Below are 19,989 nucleotides of genomic sequence, written 5' to 3'. Positions count from 1 at the left end.
TACACCGCCGGTAGTGCATCGACGTCCTGTGCGAACCTGCGATTGCTCTACTGGGCGACACACGACACCAGCGGCCGGACCGAAGTCGCTGGGTCCGCCCGCATCGGGTCGATACGAGGCGCTCTCGACCCTCGGTCAGAGCTGTGGTCAGGTATGGATGTCGAGGTCGGATCGGTGCCAGAGGGTGAGGTCGCTGCTGGTGGCGATTGCGAGGGTGAGTCCGGGAGAATCCGGCGGCCCGGAACTCGGAGTAGTCGGCGTGGAAGATGTGCCACCAGCCCTGGCCCGGGGGTCCCTGTAGATATTGCAGTGTCTCGAGAGTAGGACTCGGTCGTTGGGCCATTCGGGGCGAGGACATGCAGACCCCAGCCGTCGGGAGTGTAGCGGTGGAGGCCACCGCCGAAGAGGCCGGCGATGTGCACCCGGGTGTCGGTGATCGGTCCGAGTCGGGGCAGGTCAGATCCGGGGAGTCCTCGGGGATGCTGGTGTCGGGGCCGCCACGGCGCGTGGGCGGTCAGGCCGCACGTACGACGGGCAGGCCCCATTCCCGGGCGAGGAGACGGTGAGAAGTCAGGCGGTCCTCGTGCCGATGGGTCACGCTGGTGACGAGCAGTTCGTCCGCGGCGGTCAGCTCCCGCAGAGCCGACAGCCGCGCGGCGACCGAGCGCGGTGTCCCGACGAACTGGGTGCTCAGCCGATCCTCGGCCAGCCGCCGCTGATCCTCGGTCAACGGCGGAGCGGTATCCGGGTCCAGGAATTCCGCCGCACCGGCACCACTGCGGATACTCGCGACCCAGTGCCCGTAGGTCGAGGCCAGATGCCGGGCCCGCGCCGCATCCGCCGCCACGACGATATCGGCCGACACCACCAGATAGGGCCGTGGAAAACGGTCGGACGGCCGGAACGCCCGCCGGTATGCCTCGACTGTTTCCAGCACGGTGCCCGGTGAGACGTGATAGTTCGCCACGAACGGCAGACCGAGTCGGCCGGCCAGTTGCGCGCTCTCCCCGCCGCTGCTGCCGAACAACCACAGCTGCACCTCGGCGCCCTCCCCTGGTACAGCACGTAAGTGGATACCCTCGGGGGTCGTGTACGTCCCGTCGAGGAGCGCGCGGATCTCCTCGACCTGCCGGCCGTAGGCCAGTGGTTCGGCGCCCGGGAGCCGCAGCGCCGCCTGGGCGGCGGCCAGACGGCTGGTGTCACGGATCTGTTCCGGCGAGAAGGGCGGTGGTATCACCACTCCGTCGCGGATCACGGGCGGGCGCACGGTATCGGGTACGGACGGGGTGTCCGGCGAGCGCGGCGGGGAGATCCGGTGCGCCGACCGGCCGAGCCCGAGATCCAGCCGGCCCGGATACAACGCGTCGACGGTGCCGAACGCCTCCACCACCGAAGCCGAGGTCCGGTAGCCCGCCTGTACGGCGGCCGATCCCACCCGGATCGTCTCGGTGGCGGCCGCGACGAGCGCGATCAGTTCGGTCGGCGCCGAGGAGGCCACCGCGACGAAATGGTGCTCGGCGACCCAGAACCGCCGGTACCCCCATGTCTCGGCGTGCCGGGCGAGATCGATGGTGTTGCGGATCGCCTGCCGGGCATCCGATCCGGTGCTGATGGGGGACAGATCCAATACGGACAGCGGTACCGTCATGAGGCCCGTACCCTTTCGCCGGCTCGGTGGGGGTGTCGTAGACCCAGATGGTCACGCAGGGTCGTGCCCGTGTACTCGGTGCGGAAACTGCCGCGTTCCTGCAGTTCCGGTACGACCTTGTCGACGAATTCGTCGATCCCGCCCGGTGTGAGATGCGGAACGAGGATGAATCCGTCGGCCGCGTCCTGCTGCACGTAGCGGTCGATATCGGCGGCGACCTGGCCGGGTGTGCCGACGAACTGCTGGCGGGCTGTTATCTCGATGATGAGCTCCCGGATGCTCAGGTTCTGCGCTTCGGCCCGCTCCCGCCACAGTTTCGCCACCGCCAGCGGATCCTTGTCGTGCCGTACCCGTCCGCGGGTGATGGTCGCGTTCTCGACGGGATCCACGTCGGGGAGCGGCCCGTCGGGGTCGTAGCCGGACAGGTCGCGACCCCACACCTGTTCCAGGAACGATAGGGCGGTCTGTGGGCTCACCTGCTGGAGACGGATATGCCGTGCCCGCTCCTCGGCGTCGGCGGGGCTGTCCCCGAGCACGAAGGTGGCGCCCGGCAGGATCAGCAGTTCGTCACGCTCGCGACCGTACTTGGCGAGCCGATCCTTCATATCGGTGTAGAAGCGTTGCCCGGCGGCGAGATCGCCGTGCCGACTGAAGATGACGTCCGCGGTGGCGGCACCGAATTCCCGGCCTTCCTCGGAATCTCCGGCCTGCAACTGCACCGGATAGCCCTGCGGGCTGCGTGGCAGCAGGAACGTGCCCGCGATATCGAACTGATCGCCGGTGTAGCGGAATTCCGGCAGCGGCCCGGTGAAGATTCCCCGTTCCCGGTCCACCACCAGTGCGTCGGCGGGCCAGCTGTCCCACAACGTGCGGGTGGCGGCGATCATCTCGGCCGCCCGTGTATAACGCCGGGCGTGCTCCAGATAGCCGCCGCGGCGGAAATTCTCCCCGGTGAAGGCATCGGAGGAGGTGACGGCGTTCCAGGCGGCCCGTCCGCCCGAGAGGTGGTCCAGCGTGGCGAATTGTCTGGCCAGTTCGAACGGTTCGTTGAACGTGGTGTTGATGGTTGCGGCCAGACCCAGATGTGTCGTCACGCCGGCGAGCGCGTTGAGCACCGTGAAGGTGTCGGGACGGCCGACCACGTCCAGATCGTGGATACGGTCGCGGTGTTCGCGCAGCCGCAGACCCTCGGCGAGGAAGAAGAAATCGAACAACCCCCGCTCCGCGGTGCGGGCCAGATGGACGAACGAATCGAAGGCGATCTGGCTACCGGATCGCGGATCGCTCCAGACGGTGGTGTTGTTGACACCCGGGAAATGGGCGGCGAGATGGATACGTTTGCCTACCTTCGGTTTCGACATGTCATACCCGTTCGGTCGCGTAGCGGTTGCGGGGACGCGGCAGGCCCAACCGGCCGCGCAGGGTGGTGAGCGGAGCCGGTATCCGGCTCAGGAACGCGGCGAGGGCCAGTGGTCGCAGGACGATTCCGTCGGCGGCGCATTCCGATTGCGCTGCGGCGAGAAGCTCTCGTAAGGAATCGGGAGTGCCCACGTGGCGCAGTGTGTCGGGTTCCTGGGTCGCGTGCCACCGCTCCAGCTGAGCGACCTCCTCCCCCGCGATATGTGCCGATTCCGCGAGATGGACCTCGATGTCGAGCACGACACGCACCAGTTCGGGGTCCCGGCCCGCGGCGGCGGCCGCGGCGCGGAGTACGGAACGGGTCCGTGCGGCGTCCGCGAGATCCCGGGCGCGTACGCGCAGCAGATCGGCACGCCGCACGGCGACCCGGGTGGCCTGCGGGCCCGCCACCCGCACCGCGACCAGCGGCTGCCCCTGGGGCGGGCGAGGCGTGATCGACGGGCCCCTGACCGCGAAATTGTCCCCGACGAAATCGATGTAGTGCAGTTTGTCGCGATCGATGAACCGGCCGGTCGCCGTATCACGGATCTCGGCATCGTCTTCCCAGCTGTCCCACAGCCGGGAAACCACTTCGATCGCCTCATCGGCCTCGTGCCAGAGCGAATCATCGGTCTGGGAGTCCTTCCATCCGAACAGGCGCGCCTGTGTCGCACCGGGCGAGACGGTCACCTCCCATCCCGCACGGCCGAAAGTGGCGAAATCGAGAGCGGCGATCGCTTTGGAGATGTGGAACGGTTCGGTATGGGTCACCGGGAATTGCGGTATCAGGCCCAGGCGGCTGGTTACCGCCGCCACCCGGGCGGCGATCCCGACCGCCTCGAGCCGGCCGCGCACGCCGTGGCTCTGCAGGCCGAAGGAATCCGGCAGGAAGGCCAGATCCAGACCGGCTCGTTCGGCCGCGGTCACCGCGTCCACCCAGTAGCCGGCGGTGAACAGATCCTCCGCCCGGGAGTCGGCACGTCGCCACGAGGCGGGGTGCGTCCCGGTCCCGGCGAGTTCGACGGCCAGCAGCAGCGGATACGTATGCGGCATCACGCGGTCCTTTCTCTCGGGCGGTGCCGGCGGGCGGCGCCGGGGACGGCGCGCAGCAGTTCCCGGGTGTACTCGTGCCGGGGAGCTGCGAAGATCTCCGCGGTCCGGCCGGATTCGACGATCGTCCCCTCCCGCATGACCGTGACCCGGTCGCTCCTCGCGCGCACCACGGCCAGATCGTGGGAGATGAACAGATAGCTCAGCCCGAGCTCGGACTGCAGTGCGTCGAGCAGGTCCAGGATCTGTGCCTGCACCGAGACGTCGAGAGCGGATACCGGTTCGTCGAGTATCACCAGCTCCGGGCGCAGCGCCAGGGCACGGGCGATGGCCACCCGTTGCCGCTGACCGCCGGACAGTTCCGACGGACGACGCCGCGCACAGTCGGGGGGCAGCGCGACTCTGTCGAGCAGGTCGGCGACCCGAACCCGGCGTTGGACACGATCGCCGATACCGAAGGCCCGCAGTGGTTCGGCGATGATGTCCTCGATGGTGAGTTTCGGGTTCAACGACGCATACGGGTTCTGGTAGACGATCTGGATGCGCCGCCGCCACTCCCGCAACCGGGCGCCGCGTAGCGCCGCGATATCGGTGCCGTCGAATTCGACACTCCCGTGGTCGGGTCGCTCGAGCCGCGCGATCATCCGGGCCGTGGTCGATTTACCGGACCCCGATTCACCCACCAGCGCGAGAGTTTCTCCGCGCGCGACGGTCAGCGAAACATCGGCGACCGCCACCAGAGTGGTGCCGCGCGCGATCCGGAAACTCTTGCGCAGGCCGCGGACCGCCAGCAGCGGTTCGGCCGTACGCGGCCGTGTCGCGCGTAACGGACCGGATACTTTCGGTACCGCGGCCAGCAGCCGGCGGGTGTACTGGTGCCGTGGCTCGCGGAAAACTTCCTCGGCTGTCCCGGTTTCCACGATCCGGCCGCGGCGCATCACCACGATCCGATCCGCGCGGTCGGCCGCCACACCGAGATCGTGGGTGATCAGCAGTACCGCGGTACCCGTTTCCGCCGTACGGGCCGCGAGATGGTCGAGGATATGGCGCTGGACCGTGACATCGAGAGCGCTGGTCGGTTCGTCCGCGATCAGCAGTCGCGGCCCGCAGGCCAGCGCCATCCCGATGAGAACCCGCTGCCGCTGACCACCCGAAAGTTCTTGCGGAAACTGCCCGGCGCGTAGTCCGGGGCGGTCCAGCCCCGCCTCGGCGAGTATCCGGACGGCCTCGGCCCGCGCCGTACGCCGGTCGGCGCGGCCGTGGATGCGCAAGGTCTCCGCGACCTGCTCACCCACCGGCAGGACCGGGTTCAGTGACACCCCCGGGTCCTGGGGGACGAGTCCGATCCCGGCGCCACGGATCCGCTGCCACGCCCGCGGGGCGAGGTCGTCGATACGCTCCCCGGCGAAGACGACACTGCCCGCGGTGATCTCCGCCCCACCACTCGGTAGTCCGATGACAGCATGGGCCAGCGTGGACTTTCCGGAACCGGATTCGCCGACGATCGCCACGGTCTCCCCGGGGTACACCGCCAGCGTCACCTCGTCGACGGCTCTGGTCACCGCGTTACCGGCCCGGTATCGCACCGCGAGTCCGTCGATGCGCAGCAGCGTCTCGCGGTCGGGGCCGGGGATCTTGCGCGCCGGGCTCACAGGTGCCACTCCGCGAGGTAGAGCCGCGGAATCCGTTCGGCCAGTTCAGTGGTGAAACGCCAGCCCGCACGGAAGAAGACCCCGGCCCGCTGCGCCGTCGTCACCAGCGGGTCCGCTCCCGGCAACGGTCCGCTGACGGACGCACCAGCGGCCCGGCCGAAGCCGTGATCCTCGGATATCACCGTAGTCCCTCCTGAGCGATGACCCGGCCGAGTCGCTGGGTGGCGAGCACCACCGCGATGATGACCAGACCGGGCAGGGTGGTGAGCCACCAGGCGGTGGCCAGATAGTTGCGGCCCTCCGAAATCAGCGAACCCCATTCCGGGGTCGGCGGCGCGGCACCGTACCCGAGGAAGCTCAGTGACGAGACAGCGAGGACCGCGAGGCCGAATTCGGCAACGGCCAGCGCGGCGACCGGGGCGTAGGCATTGCGCAGCACATGCCGCAAGAGCACGGTGTACCACCGCACACCGGAGGCGAACGCGGCCTCCACATACGGCGCGCGGCGCACCCGCAGGACCTCCGCGCGCATGACCCGGGCGAAGCGGGCGACGAGCGCCACGCCCACCGCCAGCGCCACATTGCCGGTGCCGAAGCCGAGCACCGTCACCAGGGCCAGCGACAACAGCAGTTCCGGAATCGACAGCAATACATCCACACACCGCATGACCACCCCGTCGACCCGGCCGCCCACCGCCCCCGAAACCAGACCCAGCAGGGAGCCGGCGATCAGGCCGACGGCCACCGCGAGCACCGTGGCGGTCAGCGACAGGGCCGCCGCGTGCACGACCCTGGTGTAGACATCACGGCCGAGGTTGTCGGTCCCGAACCAGTGTTGCGGGCCCGGCCCGTGGAACTTCTCGGCCGGCACTCCCGTCAGCGGATCGCCACCGGCGAACCACGAGGGAGCCACGGCCCAGCCCAGCACGAGAACGACAACAGCGGCCGATACGGCCACACCGATCGCCGTGCGTACGCGGCGCGGCACCCGCACCCGGACGCTCCCCGGTTCAGACATGCGCGGCCGCCTTCCCCCGGTGAGTGTCCACCACTCGGGCGTCCACGAGTGGATACAGCAGATTCACCAGCACATACACCGCGGCGGAGAAGACCACGATCCCTTGGACCACCGGAACGTCCTGATTCAGCACCGAGATCTGGGTGAGCCTGCCGATCCCGGCGCGAGCGAAAACGGTTTCCACGATCACCGATCCGGCCAGCACGGTACCCACCCAGACGCCTGCGACGGTGAGCGCCGGGCCGACCGCGGCGCGCAGTACATGCCGCCACTGCACCCAGTTCCGGGAAGCTCCCTTGGCGAACGCGACAGTGACGAACGGCTGGCGCCAAGTGGTGATCAGCGTGCTGTAGAGCACCTGCGCGATCACGGCCCCCACGGGCACGGCCAGGGTGAGCGCCGGCAGGAGCGTCCCGGTGAAACCGGTACCACCGAAGGCCGGCACCAGGCGCAGCTGGAACGAGAACAGGTGCAGCAGGATGAGACCCACCCAGAAGGTGGGCATGGCGGTACCGACCGGCGGGAGCGCGGTCAGCAGACCACGCAGCCACCCGCGTTCGGTGTAGGCGGCGGCCAGGGCCAGTGTGCCGCCGGATACCCCTGCCAGCACCAACGTGAGCGAGGCCAGGGCCAGCGTGGAGGGCAGCGCCTCGCCGAGGGCGTCCACGACGCTCTGCCCGGTGGTGAGGGAGTGGCCCAGATCCCCGCGAACGGCGTGGGTGAGCGCCGTCCAGTACTGTTCCCACACCGGCCGGTCCAGCCCGTAGCGAGCCCGGAGTTCGGCGACCGCGGCCGCGTCCACCGGAGTCCCCGGCCCGGCGTCCATGGCCAGCTGCACCGGGTCCGCGGGCAGCAGGTACAGCACCACGAAGGTTACCGTGAACGCCGCCCACAACACCGCGGCGGCCTGCGCGATACGGGCCAGGACATACGAGACCATCGGCGTCACCGGCCGCTCAGCCAGGTGTCGTAGAACTGCAGCCGCGCCGATGCCTCGAAGGTTGGACCCTGGACGGTCCCCGAAACCCCGATGGCCTGGGAGAGCTCCACGGTGGGGAGCCACAGTCCCTCGGCGAGCAGTAGCCGCTGTGCCTCCCCGATCAGGCGCGCGCGGGCGGCGGTATCGGTTTCGGCCAGCTGGGCCGCCAATACCGTGTCCAACGCGGGAACGGGGCCGCGGGCATTGAGATTACGGCCGTCGAGGCCGAAACCCATCCGTAGGATGTCGCCGTCGGCACGGGTGCTGTTGTAGTAGACCGCGTCGAAATCGTAGGCGTTCTGCCGAGCCGTGTACTCCGCGTGGCTCACCGGTTCGAGCCGCAGTTCGACCCCGGCCGCCCGGAACTGTTGCTGCAGCAGTTCCAGGATCGCTTGATTACCCGCGAATACCTGTGTGAAGAGCACTCCGAAGGCCAGCCGTTCGCCGTTTTTCACCCGGATACCGTCCGCGCCGGGTACCCAGCCTGCCCGATCCAGCGCATATTTCGCGGAGTCGAGATCGAACCCCAGCTCGCCGGAGAGGTCGACGTAGCCGGGAGTGGTGTGGGCGAGCGTGCTGGTGGCCGGACGGAACTGCGGACCCAGCACGGTGTCGACGAGTTCCTGCCGATCGATCGCGGACAGCAGCGCCGTACGCACCGCCCGGTCGCGCAGCGGTCCCCGGGTGGTGTTCGGCTGCAATCCGAAAGGGATACCCGGGTTGGAGACCGTCGCCACCCGTCCGCCCGACGCCTCGATCTGCGGCGCGTCCTGGGGTAGTGCGTCGCTGACCGCGTCGAGCTGACCCGAGACCAGGCTGCCGGTACGGACCCCTGATTCCGGGATGACGGTGAACTCGATCCGCTCCAGGTAGGCCTCACCCTGATGAGCGAATACCGCTGAGCCCCAGTGGTAACCGGTTCGTCTGGCCAGGGTGGCCTTATCGCCCTGGCGGTATTCGGCATAGGTGAACGGGCCGCTGCCGATCGTCTCACCGAGGCAGCGCTGCTCGGCCGGCTGTGCGGTGGTGCGCGCGCCGAGGATCCCCAGTTGCGGAGTAGAGGTCGCCTGCAGGAACTGCGCATTGGGCGCGCTGAACCGCACGACCGCGGTGAGCGGGTCCACCACCCGGGTTTCGAGGTAGTTGGCCAGGTAGGTCGATGCCAGTGGCGCCTTCACTGCGCCGACGGTATGCACCACCGAGTCGAAGGTATCGCGTACCGACTCCGCGGTGAGCGGACTACCGTCGCTGAAGGTCACTCCCGGCCGCAGGTGGAAGGTGAAGGTCCGGGCGTCGGGGCTCACCTCCCACCGTTCGGCCAGCCAGGGCCGGATCGCACCGGTTGCCGGGTCCTGGTCGGTCAGCGAATCGACGATCTGACGCGCCACATAGATGGTCTGATTGGTAGCCGCCTGCGCCGGATCGGAGCAGGTCGGCGCTTGGGACAGGCCGTATCGCAGGGTACCGCCGGGCTGTGGTGGCCCGGCGGCACCGTTCGACGGTCCTTGGTTCCCGCACGCCGTGAGGGCGAACGTCACGGCGAATACCCCGAACAGGGCTACGCGTTTTCTCATCGGTTCTCCGGATCGCACCGTGCCGGTGGCCGGTCACGGCATCGTCGGGCCGGGCCCGGCCAGTGGCAGGCCCCGGTGGTAGGAACGACACTATGGAGGCGTTCACCCGTCGTCGCCGGTCTCGATCACGCTGAATCCAATACGCCGACGTCACACGGAACGGCTTTCGCCGCAACACTTCTCGAACCGAACGACCCGTACCGAGGTGACCGCGCCGGCCCGATACCGCGGACCGGTGCGCGGGCGGGACGGGCTCCGCGTACCGGCGTGGTCTAGCGCCGGACGGTCCCGACCGCGGCCGGGACCGGTGCCACACCGAGCATATCGAGGGCGAACCGCCCGTATCGGGCGGCGATCTCCTCGGCCGTCGTCGCACCGTCGGCGCGGTACCACTGCGCGATACCCGTGCACATGGTGGCGATCGCCCGCCCGGCGGCACGGGGATGCGGGGTGCGGGCACGTCCGCTCCCGCATGCGGCGACGATCTCCTCGTCCAGCAACTGCTGTAACGCCCTGCGCGACCCGGCGATCCGGGTGCGGTCGGCGGGCCGCAGACTGCGCATTTCGCTGGCGCCGATGAATCCCAGCTCCCGGCGGTGGGTGTGGAACAGGGCCAATGCCTCCACCATCGCGCGGACCCGCTCGACAGCGTCACGCCCCTCGGCCCGGGCGGCGCGGACCCGCCAGTGCAGATCGTCCATGGTGAGATCCAGTATCCGCACCAGAACTTCCTGTTTGTCGCGGTAGTGATGGTAGATACCGGGCACACTCGTCCCCGCGCGCCGGGCCAGCGCGCGCACGGTGGTGCCGTGGTAGCCGATCTCCACGAACAGGGCGATAGCGGCGGTCAGGACGGGGTCGGAGGCGAGCGGTCCGAATTCCCGCCAGCTGCCGGGGGTGTTCTCCGCCACGGCCGGCAGGGGTGCGAGTGACGGCGCGGCGGGTACGACGCCCAGCAGGTGGTGCACCGGTACGCCGAGCGCCCCGGCCAGCTGGTTGAGCCGGTCGACCGATAGGCGGGTACGCCCGTTCTCGACGGCGCTGAGGGTCGCCGGGCTCACCCCGATCCGGCGGGCGAGCTCACGCAGCGACAGGCCGCGGGCGCGGCGAGCCGCCCGGACGGCCTCGTGGGGCGGTAGGGGCGCGGCGGGACCGGTCATGGTGTTCAGAATATCCGAAAACTTCGATACGATTCTCGCAGCATGGCTCCCCGATGGACTACGGTTTTGACATATCTCCACCCGCGATGAGAACGTTCACTCGGAGCGATCGCTCGGTTGGCTCGGCGATCCACCCCAAGCCAGGAGGACCGCGATGCCGATCGATCTCACCTATTCCCCCGAAGTCCGCACTCTCGTCGACCGCACCCGCGATTTCATCCGGGAGACGGTACTGCCGGTCGAGGACGAGCACCGCGGCGATATCGCCGCGGCCGGCGGCGACCGGATCCGGGTCACCCTGCAGGAGCAGGCTCGCGCGGCCGGGGTCTTCGCCCCGCATGCTCCGGTCGAATACGGCGGGCACGGGCTGTCGATGTCGGACCGCGCACCCGTCTTCGAAGAGGCCGGGTACTCGCTCTTCGGCCCGACCGCGCTGAATATCGCCGCACCCGACGAGGGCAACGTACATATGCTCGCCCATATCGCCGATCCGGAGCAGAAGGCCCGCTACCTGGAACCCCTGGCCCGCGGCGAGATACGCTCGGCGTTCGCGATGACCGAACCCGCCCCGGGCGCGGGCTCCGATCCGGCGGCGTTGGCCACGCGCGCCACGAAGGTCGACGGCGGGTGGCGCATCAACGGACACAAACACTTCATCACCGGGGCGGACGGCGCCAGCTTCTTCATCATCATGGCCCGCACCTCCGGTGAACCCGGTACGCGCGGCGGAGCCACCATGTTCCTGGCGCCGGCCGACACCCCCGGCCTGCGCGTGGGCCGGCATATCGACACCCTGGATCGCTCCATGATCGGCGGCCACTGCGAGGTCTTCTTCGAGGACGTGTTCGTCCCCGACGAGGCGGTCCTCGGCGCCGTCGATCGCGGTTTCGAATACGCTCAGGTGCGGTTGGGACCTGCCCGGATGACGCATGTGATGCGCTGGCTGGGGGCATGCCGGCGCGCGCACGATGTGGCCGTCGCCCATATCGCCGAACGCGAGGGCTTCGGCTCGGTCATCGGCAATCTCGGCCTGGCACAACAGATGGTGGCGGACAACGAGGTCGATATCGCCGCGACCCGCGCACTGCTGGTACGGGCCTGCTGGGAACTGGACAGCGGCGAACAGGCCGGTAACGCGACCTCGATCGCGAAAACCTTCGCCGCCGAGGCCGTTTTCCGGGTGGTCGACCGCAGTGTCCAGCTCTGTGGGGGCCTGGGTGTCTCCGAGGATCTGCCGTTGGCCCGGCTCTCCCGCGAGGTCCGGCCCTTCCGCATCTACGACGGCCCCTCCGAGGTGCACCGCTGGGCCATCGCGAAACGCACCGTCGGAGCCGCCCGCCGCGCCGCACGCTGACTCCCGCACCCGGCGCCGGCCCGGCAACCGCGCGGAGGATGTTCCCGAGGTTGACCCTGACCCAGGGTCAACCTTCGATCATGGACGCATGCCTGCCGAAACCGATAGGGAACAGCTTTTCACGGTGCACCACGACGGCGTCACGATACCGGTGTCCCGCAGCGGCCGGGCGGGCATCCGGCTCGTAGGGGTGCGGGTGTTTCGACGCCACCGCGGCGGGCACCACTCGTGCAGCGCGGGAGTATCGGCACCCGCGTATGAGCCGAGAGACGCGTACGAGCGAGGAACCGATATGGCTACAGATCGCGGTGAACCGGACGGGCACCAGGGCGCAACCGGCGATTCGACCGGCACGCCGGACGGCGGTGCGCCGCGCGGCCCGGCGACCGCCGCGGGGGCCCGGCCCGACCTCGATCCGGACGAGCCGACCGGCCCGGCCGAACTGTCCACACCCTCGTTGCTGGCCGTGGTGAAACGCGCGGCCCAGGAGTTCCGGCGCGATAATCTGACCGACCTGGCCGCCGCACTCACCTATTACGCGATGCTCTCGATCGTGCCGGGCCTCATCCTCCTGTTCGCACTGCTCGGGCTGCTGGGTCCGGCCGCTGCCGACGAGCTCGGGAACCAGGCGCAACAGATCGCACCGGGCTCGAGCGCCGAGTTGGTCCACACCCTCATCGCTCAGGCCCAAGCCGGGAAGCAGGGTGCGGGGCTGACCGCGATTCTCGGTCTCGGTATCGCGCTGTGGTCGGCGTCGGGCTATGTCGCGGCCTTCATGCGGGCCTCGAACGTCGTCTACGGCATCGGGGAAGGGCGGCCCATCTGGAAGACCACCCCCATCCGGCTCGGGGTCACCCTCGTCGCGGTGATCATCCTGGTGGCCGGTGCCGTCATCGTGGTGGCGAGCGGGCCGGTCGCCCAGCAACTCGGCGACGTCCTCGGTGTCGGGAACACCGTGGTGACGGTCTGGAACATCACCAAATGGCCGGTGCTGTTCGTACTCCTGTCGGTGCTGCTCGCCATCCTGTTCTGGGCCGGCCCGAACGCCCAGCAGGGCGGAGTGAAGTGGATCAGCCCCGGCGGGGTCGTCGCCGTGGTCATCTGGCTGATCATTTCCGTGCTGTTCGCCGTCTACATCGCCAACTTCTCCTCCTACGACGAAACCTACGGATCCCTGGCGGGCATCGTGATCTTCCTCGTGTGGTTGTGGCTGACCAATATCGCGCTGCTGCTCGGGGCAGAGATCAACGCCGAACTCGACCACGGTAAGGCCATCGCCGGGGGATTACCCGAGGATGTGCGGCCTTTCGCCGAACCGCGTGATACCCGCAAACTCGACGACACGGAAAAGGAAGCGGTCCGAGCCGCGCGATCCGTTCGGCGCGCGTAGCGCGCACCTCCGCCGCGCCGGACGAAAATCCGTCCGGCGCGGCGAAGTCACCGATATCGACGGGTCCGGATCCGAGCCGGCTCCCACCGACCGCGGCCGAGTCGGCTCGCCGGCACCAGCGGTAGGCGCATCGGAGATCCCGGTGGGCCGTCGCGAAAACCCACTGTGCGGGCCGGGTACCGCACGATCGCAGGAGGTAGTGCATTTGTCTGTGGACCAGCGCGACGGCGAAGCCGGGACGAGCGCCGACCGCGGTCGTGCGGTCGTGGCCGCGGAACGCTTCGCCGTACGCAGTACCGCGGCGCTGCTGGCAACGGTGGCCGCCGGTCTCGGCTTCGGTGTGCTCACAGCACTGGTCCGGGCACGGTGGGAGCCGTTGCAGAGCGCGGACCAAGCGGTCGCCGATCACACGACCGCCCTGGTTGCCACGCACCCGCTACTGCGCGATGTCCTCACCACCGTCACCGCTCTCGGCGCGACCGTCACGCTGGCCGGGATGCTCGCCGTCGGGGCGCTCTGGCTACTGCTGCGTCGTCTCCCCCGGCTCGCCGGATATGTGGTGCTCACCGGCGTGGGCGGGCTCATCCTCAACCCGGTCGTCAAAGAGCTCGTCGCCCGACTACGACCGGTGGTGGAAACCCCCGTCTACCGGACGGACGGGTGGAGCTTCCCCAGCGGGCACGCCATGGGTTCACTGGTGTGCTACGGCATTGTGCTGCTGGTTTTCGCACCCGCGCTGCGCACCGGCACCCGACGTGTGGTGACGGGGTGCGCCGTCCTGCTCGTAGCGGCTGTCGGGCTCAGCCGGATAGCACTGGGCGTGCACTACCTCACCGACGTCCTCGCCGGCTGGTTGCTCGGATCGTTGTGGCTCACCGCGGTCACCGTCGCCTTCCACCGCTGGCGTGGCGACGCCGGCCGCACCGGCACCGGCCCGCTGCCGGGTGAGGTGGCGCCGGACGAAAAGGACGATTTACGGCCGGTTCCGATGCGGCACACGCCCACGATGCCCCACCCGTGGCGCGGCCTCGGTGAACTCGCGGTGGCGTGGGCGCTGCTCGCCGGACTGCTCACCGGCATCGGCACGCTGGTACGCGACCTCGCACCCGGGAACCCGGTCGCCCGGTGGGATCACGGCGTCGTGGCGGCACTGGCCGAGCACCGGGACCCCACGCTCGCCGCTGCCCTCGACGTGTTCGGCGAACTCGGCAACACTCTCGCCGTCATCACCGCCGCCCTGATCATCGCCGCGCTCGCGGTGGCGGTACTCCGGAACCGGCGGCCGGTGGTGTTCCTCGGTATCGCGCTGCTGGGAGAGATCACGCTGTTCCTCACCGTCGCCGCGATCGTCGACCGCGACCGCCCCCGGGTCCCCCCTCTCGACCCCGGCCTCCCCCCGACCGCGAGTTTCCCTTCCGGCCACCTCGCCGCCGCGCTGACCCTCTACACCGGCACCGCCGCACTCCTGTGGTTCACCACGCACCGCCGGCGGTACCGGATCCTCGCCGCCGCGCTGCTCCTGATCCCCCTCCTGGTAGCGGCGCAGCGGCTCTACACCGGGGCGCATCACCCCACCGACCTGCTCGGCTCGCTCCTACTGGCCTCCACATGGACCACGGTCGCCTGGTGGGTCGTCCGGCCCGTGCCGATCGCTCCGGGGCATCGCTAGAGTAGCCAGGCGTGGAGCCACCGACGGCGAAGGAATTCTCCGCATACGGGCTGTCGCACTGGATCGTGCTCGCCGTGTTCGCGACGGGGGCGGTGATGGTGGTCCTGATCGGACGAAGACAGCGTGACACTCGCACCGTACGCCACTTCGGCCGGGCGTTCGGTGCGGTGACCCTGGTGCTGTACGCGGTGATCTACCTCGCCACAGCATTCCCGCCGACGGTCGAGCGCTCGATCCCACTGCGCTTGACCGATCTCGCGACTCTGGTCGCCGGCTACGCGCTGTGGTCACACCGGCGCTGGGCATACGCGCTGACCTACTACTGGTGCCTCACCCTCAGCACGCAGGCGCTCCTGTCCCCGGCGTTGGAGAGCCCGGACTTCCCGCACTACGAATTCCTGGCCTTCTGGGCGATCCATCTGCTCGTGGTCTGGGCGGCGATCTATCTGACCTGGGGTGTGGGAATGCGCCCGGACTGGCGTAGCTACCGGTTCGCGGTGGCGGCGACGATCGCGTGGGTGACGGTCACTTTCGCCGTCAATTCATTCGCCGGCACCAACTACGGTTTCGTCAACCGGAAACCCGCGACCCCGTCGCTGCTCGACGTCCTCGGACCATGGCCCTGGTACCTGGGCACCGTGGCTGTCCTGTTGCTCATCGTATGGGCGGTGATGACCTGGCCTTGGGTCCGAGCCGGTTCCTCCTCGGACAACCGCCGGTAGGAGATACCGCCGCGCACTCCGGCGCCGAGGCGTCCACCGGATCGCGATCGGTTCGCTCCCGACCGACGATCCATGCCGCGATCCGGACGCGGCGATCGCCCCTTCCCGGAGAGCGTACGCCACAGCGGCATCCGAACCCATCGCGCGGCCGCGGCGGAGAGCGGCCACGAACCGGCGTTCACCGAGCGCGGCCCGGGAACTGTCGCCACATTCGTCGTGGAAACGCGACGTATTCGGGAACACCGTCGTCACACTGCCGCCGGCCGGCCACAGGCCCGTCGCCGCCCCCATCAGGGCCACCGCGCATCCGGCGAGCCCGCGACGGCAACACCTCGCGAACCACCGGAATGCTACTGTGACCGTGCGCTGGTTGCCGCCCGTCTCCGGACAGGCGGCTCGTAAGAGGGAATCCGGTGGGAATCCGGAGCTGCCCCGCAGCGGTATGTGGAAACGACCGCGGTCATCAGCACTGGGCCCACGGCCCGGGAAGCGACCGCCAGTAGGCGAGACCGGAGATTCCGGTGTCCTGTCCACGAGCCCGAAGACCTGCCCGCGCGGCCGCGCCGACGGCGCGGCCTCTGTCGACTCCGAGGGAACGGTTGACGAGATATGGGTCGTGTGGTGCTCATCTGTCCGGTGGACATTCGATATGGGACGGTGCGGGTAGAGCTGTACCGATGAGAACCGTCGAGAGGCGCCGGCTGCCCGTCGCCGTACCGGTCCTCGGCTCGATCACGGCGCTGGTGGTGGTCTGTGTGCTCGCTCTGGCGCTGGGTGCGGCCCCCATCCCCTGGCGGAACACGGTCTGGTTCCTGTGGGCCGAGCTCACCGGCGCGACGGTGGTCACCGCCGATATCGCCGACTACCGGATCGTCGTCGACTCGCGGTTGCCTCGCGTACTGCTGGCGGCCCTGGTCGGAGCCGGTCTCGCCGGAGTGGGACTGCTGGTTCAGGCCATGGTTCGTAACGCACTCGCCGACCCTTACGTCCTCGGGATCTCCTCGGGTGCCTCGGTGGGCGCCACCGCGGTCGTACTGTTCGGGGTCTTCGGCACGCTCGGTGTCTACGCGCTGTCGACCGCGGCCTTCGCCGGGGCGCTGGGCGCCACGGTGCTCGTCTATCTGATGGCACGTTCGGCCTCCGGGCTGGTACCGCTACGGCTGGTACTCACCGGCACCGCCATCGGTTACGGCTTCTCCGCGACGACCACGGTGCTGGTGTTCACGGCCCCGCACGGAGACGCCGCCCGTTCCGTGATGTTCTGGCTGCTCGGGAGTCTGGCGGGAGCGAGCTGGCAGATGGTGCCCCTGGTCGCCGCGGTGGCCGCGCTCGGGCTGACGGTGCTCGCCGTATCCGCGCGGCACCTCGACGCACTGTCGATGGGGGACGAGGCCGGTGCCGCGCTCGGTCTGAACGCCGCCCGGTTCCGGATCGTGCTGTTCGTGGTCTCCGCCGCCATGACGGGCTGTTTCGTCGCGGTCTGCGGGGCGATCGGTTTCGTCGGCCTGGTGGTACCGCATATCGCCAGAATGCTGGTGGGGGCCGGTCACCGGCGACTCGTTCTCGTCGCACCGCTGCTGGGTGCGGTGTTCCTGGTGACCGCGGATCTGGTCTCGCGGACGCTCGTACCGCCGCAGGAGCTTCCCCTGGGCGCGATCACCGCCGCGGTGGGGGTGCCTGTTTTCGTGCTGTTGATGCGCCGCCGTGGTGCGCTGGTGGAGTACGGCTGATGCGGGTCGACTACGAGAACGTCACGGTCGAGTTCGACGGGACGGCGGTTGTCGAGTCGGTGACCCTGGCCGCCGAACCGGGCCGGTTCATCGGCATCGTGGGACCGAACGGCAGCGGGAAGTCCACCCTGCTGCGCTGTCTCTACCGGGCATTGGCACCGACAACCGGCCGGGTCCTGGTCGACGGTACGGATATCGCGGCGATCAGCATGCGGGAGAACGCCCGTCGGGTGGCCGCGCTCACCCAGGATACGAGCACACCTTTCGATTACACCGCCGCCGAGGTGGTCGCCACCGGACGCCTGCCGCATACCGCGCTGCTGCGCGGCACACGCCGGCGCGATCGGGAGATCTGCGCCGCGGCGATGGCGACGGCCGATATCGGTCATCTCGCCACACGCGGCTTCCTGTCGCTGTCGGGCGGTGAACGCCAGCGGGTCCTGATCGCGCGGGCGCTGGCCCAGCAACCGCGGGTACTCGTCCTGGACGAACCGACCAATCATCTCGATGTCCACCACCAGTACAGCGTTCTCGCCGCGGCGCGAGATCTGGGCATCACCGTGGTCGCGGCGCTGCACGACCTCAATCTGGCCGCCCAGCACTGCGACCGGATCTTCGTCCTGCACGCGGGCCGGCTGGTGTGTTCGGGCAGCCCGCACGAGGTGATCACCGCGGAGGTGATCGCCCGCTGGTTCTCGATCGGCGGCCATATCGTCGAGCACCCGCGGCTGGGTGTCCCGCAGATCATTTTCGACCAGAAGGAACGCTGATGCGATCTTTTCCGCTGCTACCGGTACTCGCTGTCGCGTGTGTGCTCGGCACGACAGCGTGCGGTGCCGAGGTACAGCAGGCCCCGGCGAACGCGGCCGGTGCGTCGGTGACGGTCACCAACTGCGATGCTCCGCTCACCGTCGACGGTGTGCCCGAGCGAGTGGTCACCAACGACACCGGGATCACCGAGATGATGTTCGCCCTCGGCCTGGCCGACCGGATGGTGGGCTATACCAGTTACCCCGGGAAGGAACGCGATATCGCCACCTCACCGTGGCAGACCGATTTCGAACGTGTACCGACGCTCGGGGATGCCTTCACCCGGGAGGTCGTCCAGGCCGCCGCTCCCGATTTCGTCTTCGCCGGCTGGAACTACGGGTTCAAGGAGTCCACGGGTCTCACCCCGGACTGGGTGCGCTCGATCGGCGCCGTGCCGTACCAGCTGACCGAGGCATGCCGACAGCCCGGGACGAAGCGTCGCGGGGTGATGGAACCGCTCGACGCCCTGTACACGGACCTGACCAACCTCGGTGAGATCTTCGGGGTGCGCGAGAAGGCGGACGAACTCGTGTCCCACTATCGTGAACAGGTCGCCGGAGCCGCGGACAGCGCGCCGGACGGACGGGAACCGGCCCGGGTCTTCCTGTTCGACAGTGCGACACCGGAACCGTTCACCTCGGGCCGCACCGCCGCACCGTCGCAGATCATCCGGGAGGCCGGCGGCGCCAATATCTTCGACGATCTGAACGACTCGTGGACCACGGCCTCGTGGGAGGCCGCGGCACAGCGCGACCCCCAGGTGATCGTGATCGTCGACTACGGCGCCGGCCCGGAGAACTCGGTCCGGGCGAAGATCGAGCAGTTGCGCCACCATCCGCTGATGGCCGGTACGACGGCCGTCCGCGCCGGCAACATTCTCGCGTTGCCCTATGCCGCGCTGGTCGAAAGCCCACGTAATCCGCAGGCGGTCGTCACCGTGGCGGATTTCCTCCGGTCCAGAGGATATTGAGCGAGCCGGTTTCCGTCCGCCCCGGCACCGGTGGAGCCGGATCTCGAACGACCGGGCAACCGGCCGCGCCGAGAGGAATCACCCGATTCATCTAAAATCGGCGCGTGGCGACGAATCGAGCCGGGGCCTATCCGGGGATGCGGCGGTGACCGCTCCCAAACTGTGGCGCGGCCAGACACTGCGGGACCGGTCCGGTGAACGACGCGAGCAACTTCTCGAGTGCGCGTTCGACCTCCTCGGCGCCGGGGGTGCCGCCGCGGTGACCATGCGCGCGGTGACACGACAGGCGAATCTGAGTCCGCGCTACTTCTACGAGAGTTTCGGTAGCCGCGAGGAACTCCTCGCGGCGGTCTACGATCGGGTCGAGGGCGGTCTGCGCGAACGACTCTCGGCTATCGATCCCGGACCGGATCCGCATTCGGCCATTCGGACCGGTCTGCAAACCTGCGCCGATTTCTTCGACGAGGATCCCCGGCGAGCGCGAGTGTTGTTGCGCGAGCCGCTGGCCGACGATACGTTGCGCCGACACATCACCCAGCGCACCCCGGCGGCCGTCCGGGCGCTGGCCCCCCTCCTCGGCGACGGGGCGGACGACCTGTTCACCAGCAGCGACGACACCCTCGTCGTCATGGGCACGGCTCTGGCCGGTGCGTTGACCGCGGTCTACCTGGAATGGGCCGACGGCCATCTGGTCATCGACCGGGATCAACTCGTCGATCGCGCGGTCACCATCGTCGTATCCCTGTTGGGCCTGGCTCTCGGGCAATGACTTCGCGGTCCGGCCCGAGGCCCGCGCCCCGGCCGACCACCCGCCTGCGAACCGGTCACCAATCCGGCGGAACACATTGACATCACGTGATTCAAC

Annotated in this window: 17 protein-coding genes and 1 riboswitch; of the genes, 8 read left to right on the top strand and 9 right to left on the bottom strand. The window is 69.0% G+C overall.

All coding sequences use genetic code 11. The annotated features are described in order from the left end of the window. Positions 1–514 precede the first annotated feature (514 nt). The 9 genes from ACYR7D_RS19460 to ACYR7D_RS19420 form a co-directional block, all read right to left on the bottom strand. Complete coding sequence (locus tag ACYR7D_RS19460; RefSeq protein ID WP_459545955.1) at positions 515–1,648, bottom strand: LLM class flavin-dependent oxidoreductase; 1,134 nt, start codon at positions 1,646–1,648, stop codon at positions 515–517. Further along, positions 1,645–3,009 carry an NtaA/DmoA family FMN-dependent monooxygenase gene (locus ACYR7D_RS19455; protein ID WP_459545954.1) on the bottom strand — a complete coding sequence of 455 codons (1,365 nt, stop codon included), beginning with the start codon at positions 3,007–3,009 and terminating at the stop codon, positions 1,645–1,647. Before ACYR7D_RS19455 ends, ACYR7D_RS19460 begins: the two co-directional genes overlap by 4 nt. 1 nt (position 3,010) lies before the next feature. Continuing rightward, the gene (locus ACYR7D_RS19450) at positions 3,011–4,099 is read right to left on the bottom strand and encodes an LLM class flavin-dependent oxidoreductase (RefSeq protein ID WP_459545953.1); all 1,089 of its coding nucleotides are present in this window, start codon (positions 4,097–4,099) and stop codon (positions 3,011–3,013) included. Continuing rightward, positions 4,099–5,748, bottom strand: coding sequence for a dipeptide ABC transporter ATP-binding protein (locus ACYR7D_RS19445; RefSeq protein WP_459545952.1), 1,650 nt, complete (start codon positions 5,746–5,748; stop codon positions 4,099–4,101). Before ACYR7D_RS19445 ends, ACYR7D_RS19450 begins: the two co-directional genes overlap by 1 nt. Next, entirely contained in the window at positions 5,745–5,930 is a 186-nt protein-coding gene (locus ACYR7D_RS19440) for a hypothetical protein (protein WP_459545951.1), read from the bottom strand. Before ACYR7D_RS19440 ends, ACYR7D_RS19445 begins: the two co-directional genes overlap by 4 nt. Further along, entirely contained in the window at positions 5,927–6,766 is an 840-nt protein-coding gene (locus ACYR7D_RS19435) for an ABC transporter permease (RefSeq protein ID WP_459545950.1), read from the bottom strand. The genes ACYR7D_RS19440 and ACYR7D_RS19435 overlap by 4 nt, the downstream gene beginning before the upstream one ends. Further along, on the bottom strand, positions 6,759–7,706 hold the full coding sequence (locus ACYR7D_RS19430; protein ID WP_459545949.1) for an ABC transporter permease: 948 nt from the start codon (positions 7,704–7,706) through the stop codon (positions 6,759–6,761). Before ACYR7D_RS19430 ends, ACYR7D_RS19435 begins: the two co-directional genes overlap by 8 nt. 5 nt (positions 7,707–7,711) lie before the next feature. After that, positions 7,712–9,319 (bottom strand): ABC transporter substrate-binding protein, encoded by a 1,608-nt coding sequence (locus ACYR7D_RS19425; protein ID WP_459545948.1) that lies wholly within the window; start codon positions 9,317–9,319, stop codon positions 7,712–7,714. A gap of 272 nt (positions 9,320–9,591) precedes the next feature. After that, positions 9,592–10,479: a helix-turn-helix domain-containing protein gene (locus tag ACYR7D_RS19420; protein WP_459545947.1), complete on the bottom strand. Its 888-nt coding sequence runs from the start codon at positions 10,477–10,479 to the stop codon at positions 9,592–9,594. A 154-nt stretch (positions 10,480–10,633) separates the two neighbouring features. On the opposite strand from ACYR7D_RS19420, the gene ACYR7D_RS19415 reads away from it, so the two are divergent. From ACYR7D_RS19415 to ACYR7D_RS19380, 8 genes are all read left to right on the top strand, one after another. Beyond that, positions 10,634–11,833, top strand: a complete 1,200-nt coding sequence (locus ACYR7D_RS19415) for an acyl-CoA dehydrogenase family protein (RefSeq protein ID WP_459545946.1) — start codon at positions 10,634–10,636, stop codon at positions 11,831–11,833. A 292-nt stretch (positions 11,834–12,125) separates the two neighbouring features. Next, the gene (locus ACYR7D_RS19410) at positions 12,126–13,223 is read left to right on the top strand and encodes a YihY/virulence factor BrkB family protein (RefSeq protein WP_459545945.1); all 1,098 of its coding nucleotides are present in this window, start codon (positions 12,126–12,128) and stop codon (positions 13,221–13,223) included. A 211-nt stretch (positions 13,224–13,434) separates the two neighbouring features. Then, complete coding sequence (locus ACYR7D_RS19405) at positions 13,435–14,892, top strand: phosphatase PAP2 family protein (protein ID WP_459550216.1); 1,458 nt, start codon at positions 13,435–13,437, stop codon at positions 14,890–14,892. Between the two features lie 11 nt (positions 14,893–14,903). Beyond that, positions 14,904–15,614 carry a YwaF family protein gene (locus ACYR7D_RS19400; protein ID WP_459545944.1) on the top strand — a complete coding sequence of 237 codons (711 nt, stop codon included), beginning with the start codon at positions 14,904–14,906 and terminating at the stop codon, positions 15,612–15,614. 350 nt (positions 15,615–15,964) lie between these two features. After that, positions 15,965–16,182: riboswitch (cobalamin riboswitch) on the top strand. A 109-nt stretch (positions 16,183–16,291) separates the two neighbouring features. Beyond that, the gene (locus ACYR7D_RS19395; protein ID WP_459545943.1) at positions 16,292–17,344 is read left to right on the top strand and encodes a FecCD family ABC transporter permease; all 1,053 of its coding nucleotides are present in this window, start codon (positions 16,292–16,294) and stop codon (positions 17,342–17,344) included. After that, the gene (locus ACYR7D_RS19390) at positions 17,344–18,114 is read left to right on the top strand and encodes an ABC transporter ATP-binding protein (RefSeq protein WP_459545942.1); all 771 of its coding nucleotides are present in this window, start codon (positions 17,344–17,346) and stop codon (positions 18,112–18,114) included. Before ACYR7D_RS19395 ends, ACYR7D_RS19390 begins: the two co-directional genes overlap by 1 nt. Continuing rightward, a complete protein-coding gene (locus tag ACYR7D_RS19385; protein ID WP_459545941.1) occupies positions 18,114–19,124 on the top strand; it encodes an ABC transporter substrate-binding protein in 1,011 nt (336 codons plus the stop codon). Before ACYR7D_RS19390 ends, ACYR7D_RS19385 begins: the two co-directional genes overlap by 1 nt. A gap of 145 nt (positions 19,125–19,269) precedes the next feature. Then, on the top strand, positions 19,270–19,893 hold the full coding sequence (locus tag ACYR7D_RS19380; RefSeq protein ID WP_459545940.1) for a TetR/AcrR family transcriptional regulator: 624 nt from the start codon (positions 19,270–19,272) through the stop codon (positions 19,891–19,893). The last annotated feature ends 96 nt before the right edge of the window (positions 19,894–19,989 follow it).

It is taken from the genome of Nocardia sp. X0981 (assembly GCF_977089955.1).
Note: the sequence above shows the minus strand (reverse complement) of the source record. Positions and strands in the feature narration are given on the sequence as shown.

Coding starts and splice junctions, on each gene's coding strand:
- ACYR7D_RS19460 (WP_459545955.1), bottom strand. CDS start 1,648: ATGACGGTACCGCTGTCCGTATTGGATCTGTCCCCCATCAGCACCGGA.
- ACYR7D_RS19455 (WP_459545954.1), bottom strand. CDS start 3,009: ATGTCGAAACCGAAGGTAGGCAAACGTATCCATCTCGCCGCCCATTTC.
- ACYR7D_RS19450 (WP_459545953.1), bottom strand. CDS start 4,099: ATGCCGCATACGTATCCGCTGCTGCTGGCCGTCGAACTCGCCGGGACC.
- ACYR7D_RS19435 (WP_459545950.1), bottom strand. CDS start 6,766: ATGTCTGAACCGGGGAGCGTCCGGGTGCGGGTGCCGCGCCGCGTACGC.
- ACYR7D_RS19430 (WP_459545949.1), bottom strand. CDS start 7,706: ATGGTCTCGTATGTCCTGGCCCGTATCGCGCAGGCCGCCGCGGTGTTG.
- ACYR7D_RS19425 (WP_459545948.1), bottom strand. CDS start 9,319: ATGAGAAAACGCGTAGCCCTGTTCGGGGTATTCGCCGTGACGTTCGCC.
- ACYR7D_RS19420 (WP_459545947.1), bottom strand. CDS start 10,479: ATGACCGGTCCCGCCGCGCCCCTACCGCCCCACGAGGCCGTCCGGGCG.
- ACYR7D_RS19415 (WP_459545946.1), top strand. CDS start 10,634: ATGCCGATCGATCTCACCTATTCCCCCGAAGTCCGCACTCTCGTCGAC.
- ACYR7D_RS19410 (WP_459545945.1), top strand. CDS start 12,126: ATGGCTACAGATCGCGGTGAACCGGACGGGCACCAGGGCGCAACCGGC.
- ACYR7D_RS19395 (WP_459545943.1), top strand. CDS start 16,292: ATGAGAACCGTCGAGAGGCGCCGGCTGCCCGTCGCCGTACCGGTCCTC.
- ACYR7D_RS19390 (WP_459545942.1), top strand. CDS start 17,344: ATGCGGGTCGACTACGAGAACGTCACGGTCGAGTTCGACGGGACGGCG.
- ACYR7D_RS19385 (WP_459545941.1), top strand. CDS start 18,114: ATGCGATCTTTTCCGCTGCTACCGGTACTCGCTGTCGCGTGTGTGCTC.